Raw genomic sequence first — 13,176 nt, forward strand, 5'->3', positions numbered from 1 at the left:
ACATCCTCTCCATTAGTCTCTTGCTCTAGCGATAATGTGAATCGGCGTTCCTACAAAACCGAACGCTTCACGTAAACGGTTCTTTAAGAAGCGCTCATATGAAAAGTGCATTAATTCTGTATCGTTTACAAATATAACAAATGTTGGTGGTTTTACCGCAACCTGTGTCGCATAGAAGATTTTCAGACGGCTACCATTATGAGTCGGCGTTGGATTCATCGCTACCGCATCCATAATTACATCATTTAATACGTTCGTTTGTACGCGGATGCTATGGCTTTCATTTACTTCATTAATAACTGGTAATAATGTTTGTGTACGTTTTTTCGTTTTCGCAGATAAGAATACAATCGGCGCATACTCTAAAAATTGGAAATGAGCACGGATGTTTTCTTCAAATGCTTTCATTGTTTTTTCATCTTTTTTCACTGCATCCCATTTGTTTACAACGATAATAACAGCTCGTCCTGAATCATGAGCATATCCAGCGATTTTTTTATCTTGCTCAATAATTCCTTCTTCTCCGTCTAAAACGACTAAAACAACGTCAGAACGTTCAATCGCTCTAAGTGCACGAAGTACACTATACTTTTCTGTACTTTCGTATACTTTCCCTTTTTTACGCATACCAGCTGTATCGATGATTACATAATCTTGATCATCTTTACTATATGGTGTATCAACAGCATCACGTGTCGTTCCCGCTATATTACTTACAATTACACGTTCTTGACCAAGAAGTGCATTTACAAGTGATGATTTCCCTACGTTTGGACGTCCAATTAAAGAGAAACGGATTGTTTCATCGTCATACGCTTCTTCTTCAATCTTTGGAAAATGATTTGCAGCTTCATCTAACAAATCACCAAGTCCTAAACCGTGTGTACCTGAAATTGGGAATGGCTCGCCAAATCCTAATGCATAAAAATCATAAATATCACCGCGCATGTCTGGATTATCTACTTTATTTACCGCAAGTACAATTGGTTTTTTAGAACGATATAAAATTTTAGCAACTTCTTCATCTGCTGCAGTTACACCATCGCGACCATTCGTCATAAAAATGATAACATCTGCTTCATCAATCGCTACTTCCGCCTGTTGACGAATTTGTGTCAAGAACGGCTCGTCTCCAATATCAATTCCACCTGTATCAATAATGTTAAATTCATGGCTTAACCATTCTCCCGCACTATAAATACGGTCTCGTGTTATACCTGGTATATCTTCTACGATTGAAACTCTTTCTCCAACAATTCTATTGAAAATAGTAGATTTCCCTACGTTCGGGCGGCCTACTATCGCTATTACTGGTTTCGGCATATACTTTCATCCTTTCAACTTGCTTCTGTTTATTATGTAAAAAACCCTTCTTTGTGCAAGAAGGGATTTGCATTCCAGAATATTTCTCAACGTATCAAAACACCTCACATTATACCACACGTTACTAATGTTTCACAATAATATATACATTATCTTGTAAGCGATGTGCAATACCATCTAAAATAGCCTCTAAATTATTTGCAACAAATTCCAGTTCCTCTGTCGACTCGCAAATAAATAAAGGGGCACCACCTGCAAATTTCTCTGGTGTTGTTGTAATGACTGCGAGAATAACACTTTCTAACATCATCTCTTATCTCCCCTTCCTTTCGGAGCTTCTGATGACATATGAACAGCACTCTCTAATGTTGGTACATTTCCGATCACCCCTATCGCTTTTTCTGCATCTTGATCTTGCGGCAGAACAAAAATCCCAACTCTCCCATCCTCTAAATCACGCTTCGCTAACGGTACAAGTGCCGGCGTTCCAGAATCTCTATATATTCCTAAAGCAACCGAAACATCATGTAAAATAGCTTGACGTTGTCCTAAGTTTGAGATTGTAACCATCGCATCTATCGATTTCGGTTTTAAAATAAATCCCATTCCATATTTCATAATTTCTTCTTGTCTTGCTGGCAATCCAATATTCATAATGTAAATATTATCAATATAAAGTCCCGCTCCTTCAAAACGAAGTGGAACGTGCTCTATTTCTACAAGGTCATGAAGTCTTTTACCTGACATTAATTTTTTCGCAATGAAAAAACTTACTATACCAGTAATTACCCCGGCAATCCATGAATGGAATCCTATATACGCAAACGTTGTTACAAACGACGTTAACATCGCCAAATAGTTACGACTTTCAAATACTAATGCAATTCCTTCAATGTATGTATTGCCACGTGGTACGAGCTCGTATCCATCTAATTGTTGAAGCGTATTCCTTTCCATATTGCGTACATCACGAAATTGCGTCGCTGCTAACGTAAGAAATGTAATTGCAGAGAAATCTTTTTTCAAAACAGACGGAATCGCAATTGCTCCTAAGGCAGCCGCAATTAATCCCATCGCGATATGAATAATTTTCCCGTGAAGCCTCGTCGGATATTGCCTCGTATCGGTACGAAGCATTAACAACCTAGTTATTGTACCTGCAATTACGCCACATAAAATAGCTGGTGTATATTCAGTCATGTATTACCCTCGCCTTTCTTTTACGTGTTTTCCTCTTAAATTGTTCCATATATACTGATGCCTTTGTAATCCAAAGTAAAATCACCATAAATAAAGTGGAAACAGCAGCAACATCTAAAAAAGCTAAACTGCCGTATTCATAAGGAAAATGTAATTTACGAAAAATAAGCGTCACCAGCAATTCTCCTTGTAACATCCCTATATATAAGGAGCATAATCGTAATATGCGATCCCCGTGCAATAAAACCGATGCATACACAAGTGCACCACTTAACAGCAACAACCTATCAACCACAATCCAAATTGGATCATATACTTCTAACAAATGAAAGCTTGTATATAACATTGCAATAATAAGTGCCGAAAGTAAGGTATATAATTTTTTCCAAATAGAATATAACGCGATACCTACAAAAGAAATAATACAAAGAAAAAGGGCATTTACCGATATCGTGAAAGACGCAATCGTCACATTTAACGGAGAACAAATAATAAAAATTAATATACAAGCACTTATCTTCCAACGAATAGATTCTTTTTTCATAAAAAAGGTCACGACAACCCACCCTATCCAAGCAACAAAATAAAAAGTACTCCCATCCATCACTTCACCTCCTATGTTTTCCATTATGGGAACTTTTTATGAAAGTTAATCCCCCTTTTCTTTGTGCATAGTTTTTCTCATAACAGCAACACTTCTAATAAGGAGGTGTAACTCACAATGGGTAAAGATCGCCAAGAACGAAAACTAAGAGAATCACGCCGCGTTGAATCTGATCGCGACCAATCACTTCAATATCCCGGTGCAACAAGTCTTGATACACCGGAGCAAGCTCGAAAGCAGAATCAGCATTAAGTAAAGTGAAACTTCAGCGGGGGTATCCATCCCCACTGATTATTAGCCCACACCAATCGGGCTTTTATGGACAATTCAAAAAGACGGTTTCGATAATGTACGAAACCGTCTTTTTACACCATTATTTTATTTCTACTCGTAATATAATTCTTTTGTTTTCGCATTATAAACCCTATCACTTGATGAGGCATCAATCGTAACTATACCTGTTGGTTTTTTAGAATATGTAATAACATAATACGTATGAAGAGAAGGATTTTTACTCTTTACCTCAACACGTACATAATCCGTCTCTCCTATTTCATTTAACTTTCGCTCAACCTCTTTTTTCACGCCTACAATATCTTCTTTTTCCTCTTTAATTTCCCTACTCACAATGGTATTTCCTTCATCAGAAAGTAATACTACTTCAGCATTACTTAAACTCACTTCATTTGTTATATTAAAATAGTAATTCACATACGAATCTTCCGATGGATTTTTGTCTTCTCCTAATTCCCTTGGCAAAATTAGTGCTTCTATTCCACTTCCTGCATTCACCATTGGATTCCTATACAATTTATTCCCGACTGCGATTGCAATATTCGCCGTTTTAATTGTTGATTGTACTGTTGTTGAACTAGAATCCCCTTCTCTTGCATTTGAAGTTAATGAAATTTCAATCTTTTTATTATATCCAGAAATCGCTGTATCTTCTCTTATATTTCGTGCATGGATATTAACATCTTCACTATTATATGTAATGCGTCCTATCGTATTTTTACTATTTGAAGATACATTATCTCCTTTTTTATTAACATCCTCATCCCCTAAATTATCGTAAATTTCTTCTTGTTTCTTTTGACTCTTAAATAGCAATCTCTTATCTTGTTTTATCGCTAACCAGCTATATAGAGCGGAATACTTTCTTACTTTTACCATGTTTCTCTCCACAAACATGGCAAAAGTAAGAACCCTCCAATAATTCAGCAGCACATTTTCTACATTTCTTCATTTTTATAACCCCTTTTTCAATCATAGCTTTTTCGCACAATATTCCTATATAACTTTATTACAATATAAATTCTCTCTTTTTTCCATTTATAGAATTATATAGATTTCTAACTTCCCGCCCGGACCATTGATTTTTTACAGACTGTGTCTTAACCTCTTTTTCCTTTCTGTGTCAACATGAAAAAAATAGCCCTTCACCTGACCCAAAAGGGTCAGGTGAAGGGCTATTTTTTTAGTTTCTATCATTTATTATTGTTTTCATTTAATAAAATTCAAAAGATATCAGAGTGTTGGAAACCCTAAAGGGTTTCTCAACACTCTGAAAAAAATCAACCGGACGGTTGATTTTTTATCGCCTACTATAATGTGCAGTGTCAATCCCTCGCTGCGCTAACCAATGATATGTTTCGCCTTTTACAACAAGAGGTACAGATTGCAACTCTTCTATCGTCTTCACGCCAAGAGCTGTCATAATAAATTTTAAATCTGTATGTAAAAGATCGATTTCATCCACTAACTTCTCAACACCATCTTGCATTAAAATACGTAAAAAGTATCCAGCAAACGCAGTTGTATTCGCCCCTAATGCGATTGCCTTCGCCACGTCAATTGCTGTTTGTATACCCCCAGATGCAATAAAAGAGAGGTTATTATTTGTAGAGGTTGCTTCAATAATCGAGGTAGCTGTTTGTATGCCCCAGTTATTAAAATAAGAAAGCATTCGCTGTCTTCTTTCATTTTCAACAGCAGCAAAATTCGTACCACCTTGTCCACCAATATCAATTGCTGCTATACCTATACTCGCTAACTGTTGCACTGTTTCCTTACTCATTCCAAATCCGACTTCTTTTACAATAACAGGAACTTTACTGTTTAAAACAATTTGTTCAATTCGCCGAAGTACACCAGTAAAATCACGGTCTCCTTCTGGCATCGTTAACTCTTGTATGACATTTAAATGAATTTGCAGTGCATTCGCTTCAATCATATCAACGGCACGCTCTGCCTGTTCGACAGTTGCCTCACTCCCCAAATTAGCAAAGAAAATACCATTTGGGTTTACCTTTCTGACGATCTTATAAGAAGCCGCCTCGCTTTCATTTTTTAAAGCTGCCATTTGCGACCCTACAGCCATAGCAAGGTTATGATGTTTCGCTACATATGCTAATTGCTCATTAATATGTAATGTTTGCTCTCCTCCACCACCAGTCATCGCATTGATAAAAATCGGCGAACTTAGTGAAAGTTCGCCGATTTTTGTTTCACATGTTACAGTATCATAACTTGAATTTGGCAAGCTTTGATGCACAAAATCAATATCATGAAAGCCATGCGTACGAGACTGACCAGTAGAAAGAGCATATTCAATATGATCTAATTTACGTTTTGCCCTTACCACTTGTACCCCTCTTTATTTCTTTAATTTTTTCAGTTGTTCACCAATAATATCACCTAACTGGAAAGTAGCAGAATCAGCATTTGGCTCATATTGGCTATAATCTTCTGTTACATTATTTTCTTCAAGCGTTTCTTTTATGCTTAAAGAAATACGTTTTTCTGCTACATGGACTTCAAGTACTTTCACCTTTACTTCTTGTCCCATTTCCAATACTTCATTTGGATTTTTCACGTGACGATTTGCAATTTGAGATACATGCACAAGCCCTTCAACACCAGGTAAAATTTCAACAAATGCACCGAATGTAACAAGGCGTTTTACTACGCCCTCACGAATATCTCCAGCCTTTATTTCGCCATCAATATTTTCCCAAGGTCCCGGCTGAGCTGCTTTAATTGATAAAGAAATACGTTGCGTATCAGCATCAACAGATAACACTTTTACCTTTACCTTTTGACCTTGCTCTAATACCTCAGAAGGTTGCTCTACACGTTCGTGTGAAATTTGTGAAATGTGAACTAAACCATCCACACCACCAACGTTAACGAAAGCACCAAAATCCGTTAATCGTTGTACTGTTCCTTCAACAATATCCCCTTCTTTTAACGAAGAGATTGCTTCTTTTTTCTTAGAATCTAGTTCTAGTTCTACTACCGCTTTATGTGAAAGAATAACACGATTTTTTTCACGGTCTAATTCAACAATTTTCACCGCTAATGTTTTTCCTTTATAGTCAGCAAAATCTTCTACATAATGTACCTCTACAAGTGAAGCTGGGATAAAACCACGAACACCAAGGTCCACAACTAACCCACCATTCACAATATCTTTTACAGTAACATCAAATACATGACCAGAATTAAATTTTTCTTGTAATTCTACCCACGCTTTTTCTGCGTCAACAGCTCTCTTAGATAAAACAAGATCATCTTCTTCTAATTTAATAATTTTCAATTCAAGTGTTTGATCTAATTCTACAACATCGCTTGCTTTTTCAATATGAACGTTAGCTAATTCACTAATCGGAATTACGCCATCTGTTTTGTATCCAACATTTACAAGCACTTGTTTCTCTTCAACTTTCGTTACAGAACCTGTAACAACGTCACCAACTTGTAATTCTTTTGAATTCATAACTTCTTCATTCATTTTCTCTACCATGGAAATACCTCCCTACAGAATTGACAAAGCATTTTTATGTATATACGAAATGAAAACAAATGTTTTCATTTGCATGTTTAAGAATTTATCATCACATATTCTGTTTCAATACAGTTCATAAGAAACTATATTAAACCTATATAAATAGTATACAGCAAAATCATCTTGAAGAAAGTATGATTTGAAATATAATAGCGAATATATTCTGACAGTTTTTTTCCTCTGTAACTAACTTCTTACAAATTAGCCCATTTGTCAAGAAAAGAGACTTATAATTCACTTATCCTTTACATTTCAAAAAAAATAAAGAAAGAGGATAGCCCTCTTTCTTTATTTCGCAAATACTCCTGAAACAATACCCATAATTTTTTGGACAACCTCTTCAATTGATAAAGAAGTTGTATCTAATTCCAATGCATCATCAGCCTTTTTCAAAGGAGAAACTTCGCGTTCTGAATCTAATTTATCACGCCTAGCAATTTCTTCTTTTAACTGCTCTAAATTAGAATCGAAACCTTTATTCATATTTTCTAAATGTCTTCTTTCCGCTCTTTCTTCTACAGAAGCAAGCATAAAGATTTTCACTTCAGCATCTGGTAGTACATGTGTACCAATATCACGACCATCCATTACTACGCCGCCTTTTTTAGCTAACTCTTGTTGACGACGTACCATTTCTTCACGAACAAGACGATGCTTTGCTACAATAGATACTCGATTCGTCACATCTGGCGTACGAATCACTTCAGAAACATCTTGTCCATTTAAAAATACAAGTTGTGTATTTTCCCCTTGCTGAAATTCAATATTTACATTTTTTACAACTTTCATTAACTTTTCTTCATTTTCAATATCCACTTTTTGTTCAAGGGCTGCATATGTAATAGCACGGTACATTGCGCCTGTATCAATGTAGACATATGAAAGTTTTTTCGCAACAACTTTTGCAACTGTACTTTTCCCAGCAGCCGCTGGACCATCTATAGCAATCGAAATTCGTTTATCCATTGTAACACCTCATTTTTCACTTATAAAAACAAAACGAAAAGCAGGTATTCTCCCCCTGCTTCTTCTCATTTGCCTCACGTCATTAAATCCTCAATTATTGTAGCATAATCCATCATAGAAGAAAATGAAAACTACTTATTCACCTGTAAGATTTCCGCCTTATTTTGCGTGACGACACCCTCGTAATAAACAATTTTCGATAAATATTTCACTGAAGATTTATGTATAAAAAGCAGTTGGACGACAGAAAGACAAATAAATTGAATCAGTAATATACGAATTATAATTTTCTCCACTTTTTTCAAAAAACTCACTCCTTCCCTCTCTACACTTACATATACCCTCCTATAAATTCCCATAAACAAAACCTAACCTAATAACCACTTACCGAAGCACAATTAAAGTAATTTATTTTATTGTCATTTTCTAACCATACTTTTATACATTTTCATTGTCGAATTTACTCAAAACATGTTATGTTCTAAATGTATTTTTCAACTTGAAAGGGGTATAAGCATTGAAAAGAATCCTAGTTTTACACACAGGTGGAACAATTGCAATGGAGGAAGATAAAGAAACCGGGGTCGTACAACCAGGTGAAAAGAATCCTCTTTTAAAATTTATTCCTGATTTAGAAGGCGATGTTGATTTAATTGTCGAAGATGTGTTCCATCTTCCATCTCCTCACATGACTCCTAGCGAAATGCTACAATTACAAGTCATCATTGACGAAAGAGTAAGACAAGATGATATTCACGGCGTAGTCATTACGCATGGTACCGATACATTAGAAGAGACAGCTTATTTTCTTGATTTAACAGTTCAAGCAACGATCCCAATCGTTGTGACAGGAGCAATGCGTTCTAGTAATGAATTAGGTGCTGATGGTCTATATAATTTCTTATCAGCTGTAAAAGTTGCTAGTAGTAATGAAGCTGCTAAAAAAGGCGTTCTAGTCGTATTAAACGACGAAATACATTGTGCTACAAATGTAACAAAAACGCACACAAGTAATGTCGCGACATTCCAAAGTCCACAGTACGGACCAATTGGCATGGTAACAAAACGTGGTGTTGTTTTCCATCATGCTTTAGTGCATCACGAAACATGCACAGTACGACAGATTTCTAAAAATGTTGTCGTTCTAAAAGCATACGCAGGTATGGATGATACATTATTATCAGCAATTGAAACACTACCAGTAGACGGAATTGTTATTGAAGCACTTGGACAAGGTAATTTACCCCCAAGAACACTTCCAAGTCTAGAACGTTTAATAGGCAAAGGAATTCCTGTCGTATTAGTGTCTCGCTGTTTCAACGGTATCGTTCAAGATGTATATTCGTATGAAGGTGGCGGTAAGCAATTAAAAGATATGGGCGTTATATTCACATACGGTTTAAATGCTCAAAAGGCGCGTATTAAATTATTAGTCGCATTAGAGAATACAAATTCTCATGAAGCAATCCAAAATATGTATATGCACGATTAAAAAAGAAGCTGTCGAATTTCGACAGCTTCTTTTTATTCTTCTCTTGATGCAATGGTTTGCGCAATCGCATCTCCATGGAATCTACCGTTCTCGATAAATATTTCATTTGCGTTATTCCCCGCAGCAATTACACCTGCAATAAAAATATTTTCAGCGTTTGTTTCCATACTACCCTCTGTATAAATCGGGCGTCCTGTTTCTTCATCAATCCGAACTCCCATTTTTGTTAAGAAGCTGTGGTCTGGATGGTAACCCGTCATAGCAAATACAAAATCATTTTGAATTGTATTTTCTTCACCATCTACTGTATACGTCAACGTATGCTCAGTAATTTCTTTTACATGCGCATGGAAATGCATTTGAATTGTCCCATTTCGTACTAACGCCTCAAATTCCGGCAAAATCCATGGCTTAATACTTGGCGAGTATTCCCCGCCACGGTATAGAACTGCTACACGTGCACCCGATTTAACAAGCTCTAACGCCGCATCTATACTTGAATTTTTACCACCTATTACAACGACATCTCGATCAAAATAAGGATGTCCTTCTTTGAAATAATGAGCTACTTTCTCAAGTTTCTCACCAGGTACATTCATATAATTCGGATTATCATAATATCCAGTTGCGACAACAATGTATTTCGCCACATATATTTCTTTGTTTCCGTCACGCTTCGTCGTTTCAACTTTAAAAACATCACCATCTTTTTGAACTTGTTCCACTCGTTCAAATGCATTTACACGTATAGATTTACGCTTTACTACTTCACGATAATACGCAAGCGCTTGATTACGAAATGGCTTACGATTTTCTGTAATAAAAGCAACTTCACCAATTTCTAATTTTTCACTAGAGGAGAAAAATGTTTGATGAGTTGGATAATTATAAATTGCATTTACTATGTTACCTTTTTCGATTACTAACGGATTTAACCCCACTTTTTGCAACGAAATCGCCGCTGCTAATCCGCATGGACCGCCTCCGATAATAATAACTGTTTCTTTTTGCATACTCGGTTCACTCCTAGTCTTCTACCTCTGCTCTATTTATCTAAACAAGAAAAAACCTACTTACAGCAGTAGGCACCTATCTTTATTGTATTCATTTTTCATATATTTGTCATCTAAACGAAACATACATCCGATAGACATCTGCTAAAAACTGCTGAAATTTAATTCCTTGTTGCCCTAATACATTTTCAGGATCGATTTTCCGAGTAGGATCCAACGTTTTGTGTGACACAATAGCCTTTTTAGGATTTAAACCGAAATTTTGACATAAATACGCATGATACCAAGTAAAACGAGTATACGCCTCCCAAAAGTTTACGTCGCCTCCATAACAAAGTTCCACCCCAATAGCAGCCTTATTCGCATCATAACCGAATAAATCATTATCCGTCGGCACATTGTATCGAACATGGTACGCAACTTCATTTATAGGGACAATTTCTAATATTGTTTTATCATCAATAAATGTATGCGCTGAAGCTTTCGGTTGTATTTCATTAAAGTAATCCCGATTTCCTATCGCATTGCTACCAGGGTTCCCTGTGTCATGACTTACAATAAATCTTACTTTTGAAAGAGGAATTCCTGGTCGTGAATTTCCATACCCAATATAATTACGCTCAATAGGGAACATCGCCATTACTACCAACTCCCGCTCTAAAAAGTTACCTTACTTCCTTATATATGTATTCGGTAGCAATGTCCTTATGGCATTATTTCTTATGCGAAGAGAAAATCGAAAATATTTGATGTGAATACCAGAAATAATACAATACTTACAGCCACTCCGTAAAAACCGTAAAACCAAACACAATCTTCTTTCGTATCTAAACCGAAAAACTTATTTACTGATTGTAATAATGATCCACGCTTACTATGATTATTTCGTAAAACTTCCACTCGTTCCACAACATCTGCTGGCATCATAAATCTTTGGTCTACTGTCATTTTCATCATTTATCTCTCCTTAAAATCATTTCCGTTTTGCTTATCTAAGGAAAGTATAGCACGTTTGTTCGTACAGAACAAGCGTTCTTTTTATTTTTATTTTTATTTTTCACCAAGCTACGTAATAATTCCAATTACTACTGCGATAATCAATCCTCCAACAACCAGATGCAATAAACCCTCTCCAAACATTCTAAAAACACTTGTTTTCTGGGCATTTTAAATTATTGCTATTTTACTTTCTAGTTGGTTCCCCTTTCTTCTAATCAATCTACTCGATTCATCATTTCATTATCCATATCCAACACCTCTAACTAGTAACTTCAGCAAAAAACGCGATTCCCTCAAAAGGAAATCACGTTTTCTCAAAACATTATATATTATACCCAACCTCTGAAGCGACTAGCCTCAGCCATTTTACGAACACCAATCATGTATGCAGCTAAGCGCATGTTTACTTTACGAACTTGTGATGTTTCATAGATTGAATCGAATGATTTTACCATTACTTTTTCTAAACGTTGTTCTACTTCTTCCTCAGTCCAGTAGTAACCTTGGTTATTTTGTACCCACTCAAAGTAAGATACCGTAACGCCACCAGCACTTGCTAATACGTCTGGAACAAGTAAGATACCACGATCTGTTAAGATTTTTGTTGCTTCTAATGTAGTTGGACCATTTGCAGCTTCAACTACAATTTTCGCTTTAATCTTATCAGCATTTTCTTCTGTAATTTGGTTCTCAATTGCAGCTGGAACTAAAATATCGCAATCAAGTTCTAACAATTCTGTGTTTGAAATTGTATTATTAAATAGTTTTGTTACAGTACCGAAGCTATCGCGACGATCTAGTAAGTAGTCAATATCTAATCCATTCGGATCATGTAGTGCACCGTACGCATCTGAAATTGCAATTACTTTCGCGCCTGCATCATGCATAAATTTAGCTAAGAAGCTACCCGCATTCCCAAATCCTTGAACAACAACGCGTGCACCTTTAATATCAATGTCACGTTTTTTCGCAGCTTCACGAATACAAATTGTTACACCTTTTGCAGTCGCTGTTTCACGTCCGTGTGATCCACCTAATACAAGTGGTTTACCTGTAATAAATCCTGGTGAATTAAATTCATCGATACGGCTATACTCATCCATCATCCATGCCATAATTTGTGAGTTTGTAAATACATCTGGAGCTGGAATATCTTTTGTCGGACCAACAATTTGGCTAATTGCTCGTACATAACCGCGGCTTAATCTTTCTAATTCACGGAAAGACATCTCACGTGGGTCACAAATGATTCCACCTTTACCTCCACCATATGGTAAATCAACAATACCACATTTTAAACTCATCCAAATAGAAAGTGCTTTCACTTCATTTTCTGTTACGTTTGGATGGAAGCGAATTCCACCTTTCGTTGGACCAACAGCATCATTATGTTGCGCACGATATCCTGTAAATATTTTAACAGTCCCGTCATCCATACGAACTGGAATTTTCACTGTCATCATACGAATTGGTTCTTTCAATAATTCATATACTTCGTTTGGATAACCCAATTTTTCTAATGCTTCATTAATTACAATTTGTGTTGAATTTAACAATTCAAAATGTTGTTCCCCTTGTTGTTGTGTTTTCGTTTGAGTTCCCTTTTCGGCTACCATAGTAAGTAAACCCCCTGTAATTTCACTTGTTTAGTAAACCTTCATTGCCTAGTATACACCGTTAAATTTGGAATGCAATAGAAAACGCTAACAAATATATACAAACTATTTTGTAT

Annotated in this window: 15 protein-coding genes; 2 read left to right on the plus strand and 13 right to left on the minus strand. The window is 36.1% G+C overall.

What is annotated here, in order from left to right:
• Positions 1-12: 12 nt before the first annotated feature.
• The 4 genes from der to ACE38F_RS20405 form a co-directional block, all read right to left on the minus strand.
• Positions 13-1,323, minus strand: a complete 1,311-nt coding sequence (gene der / locus ACE38F_RS20390; RefSeq protein WP_215555769.1) for a ribosome biogenesis GTPase Der — start codon at positions 1,321-1,323, stop codon at positions 13-15.
• Positions 1,324-1,447: 124 nt separating this feature from the next.
• Complete coding sequence (locus tag ACE38F_RS20395) at positions 1,448-1,633, minus strand: capping complex subunit for YIEGIA (RefSeq protein ID WP_002086624.1); 186 nt, start codon at positions 1,631-1,633, stop codon at positions 1,448-1,450.
• Complete coding sequence (locus ACE38F_RS20400) at positions 1,630-2,523, minus strand: YIEGIA family protein (RefSeq protein ID WP_219917739.1); 894 nt, start codon at positions 2,521-2,523, stop codon at positions 1,630-1,632. Before ACE38F_RS20400 ends, ACE38F_RS20395 begins: the two co-directional genes overlap by 4 nt.
• Positions 2,516-3,127: a YphA family membrane protein gene (locus ACE38F_RS20405; protein WP_215555768.1), complete on the minus strand. Its 612-nt coding sequence runs from the start codon at positions 3,125-3,127 to the stop codon at positions 2,516-2,518. The genes ACE38F_RS20400 and ACE38F_RS20405 overlap by 8 nt, the downstream gene beginning before the upstream one ends.
• Before the next feature lie 117 nt (positions 3,128-3,244).
• Here ACE38F_RS20405 and ACE38F_RS20410 point away from each other — a divergent pair, with 117 nt between their 5' ends.
• The gene (locus ACE38F_RS20410) at positions 3,245-3,379 is read left to right on the plus strand and encodes a YpzI family protein (RefSeq protein ID WP_000513901.1); all 135 of its coding nucleotides are present in this window, start codon (positions 3,245-3,247) and stop codon (positions 3,377-3,379) included.
• A gap of 132 nt (positions 3,380-3,511) precedes the next feature.
• Here the strand turns inward: ACE38F_RS20410 and ACE38F_RS20415 are convergent, their stop codons facing one another.
• The 5 genes from ACE38F_RS20415 to ACE38F_RS20435 form a co-directional block, all read right to left on the minus strand.
• A complete protein-coding gene (locus ACE38F_RS20415; RefSeq protein WP_375369788.1) occupies positions 3,512-4,300 on the minus strand; it encodes a hypothetical protein in 789 nt (262 codons plus the stop codon).
• Positions 4,301-4,721: 421 nt separating this feature from the next.
• Positions 4,722-5,771 (minus strand): type 2 isopentenyl-diphosphate Delta-isomerase, encoded by a 1,050-nt coding sequence (fni, locus tag ACE38F_RS20420; RefSeq protein ID WP_215555766.1) that lies wholly within the window; start codon positions 5,769-5,771, stop codon positions 4,722-4,724.
• A 12-nt stretch (positions 5,772-5,783) separates the two neighbouring features.
• Positions 5,784-6,932, minus strand: a complete 1,149-nt coding sequence (gene rpsA / locus ACE38F_RS20425) for a 30S ribosomal protein S1 (RefSeq protein WP_215555765.1) — start codon at positions 6,930-6,932, stop codon at positions 5,784-5,786.
• 330 nt (positions 6,933-7,262) lie between these two features.
• Positions 7,263-7,940, minus strand: coding sequence for a (d)CMP kinase (cmk, locus tag ACE38F_RS20430; protein WP_341307254.1), 678 nt, complete (start codon positions 7,938-7,940; stop codon positions 7,263-7,265).
• Between the two features lie 131 nt (positions 7,941-8,071).
• A complete protein-coding gene (locus ACE38F_RS20435; protein ID WP_215555763.1) occupies positions 8,072-8,245 on the minus strand; it encodes a DUF5359 family protein in 174 nt (57 codons plus the stop codon).
• A 212-nt stretch (positions 8,246-8,457) separates the two neighbouring features.
• Between ACE38F_RS20435 and ansA the strand changes: the two genes are divergently transcribed.
• Complete coding sequence (gene ansA, locus ACE38F_RS20440; RefSeq protein ID WP_080019176.1) at positions 8,458-9,432, plus strand: asparaginase; 975 nt, start codon at positions 8,458-8,460, stop codon at positions 9,430-9,432.
• 32 nt (positions 9,433-9,464) lie between these two features.
• On the opposite strand, the gene ACE38F_RS20445 is transcribed toward ansA, so the two are convergent.
• The 4 genes from ACE38F_RS20445 to gudB form a co-directional block, all read right to left on the minus strand.
• The gene (locus ACE38F_RS20445) at positions 9,465-10,445 is read right to left on the minus strand and encodes a YpdA family putative bacillithiol disulfide reductase (protein WP_215555762.1); all 981 of its coding nucleotides are present in this window, start codon (positions 10,443-10,445) and stop codon (positions 9,465-9,467) included.
• A gap of 109 nt (positions 10,446-10,554) precedes the next feature.
• Positions 10,555-11,085: a peptidoglycan recognition protein family protein gene (locus ACE38F_RS20450; protein ID WP_002149378.1), complete on the minus strand. Its 531-nt coding sequence runs from the start codon at positions 11,083-11,085 to the stop codon at positions 10,555-10,557.
• 80 nt (positions 11,086-11,165) lie between these two features.
• On the minus strand, positions 11,166-11,402 hold the full coding sequence (locus tag ACE38F_RS20455; RefSeq protein ID WP_215555761.1) for a DUF3961 domain-containing protein: 237 nt from the start codon (positions 11,400-11,402) through the stop codon (positions 11,166-11,168).
• A 371-nt stretch (positions 11,403-11,773) separates the two neighbouring features.
• Positions 11,774-13,060, minus strand: coding sequence for an NAD-specific glutamate dehydrogenase (gudB, locus tag ACE38F_RS20460; RefSeq protein WP_000225168.1), 1,287 nt, complete (start codon positions 13,058-13,060; stop codon positions 11,774-11,776).
• Between the last annotated feature and the right edge of the window lie 116 nt (positions 13,061-13,176).

This window comes from Bacillus altaicus (assembly GCF_042136375.2).
Classification (GTDB): domain Bacteria; phylum Bacillota; class Bacilli; order Bacillales; family Bacillaceae_G; genus Bacillus_A; species Bacillus_A cereus_U.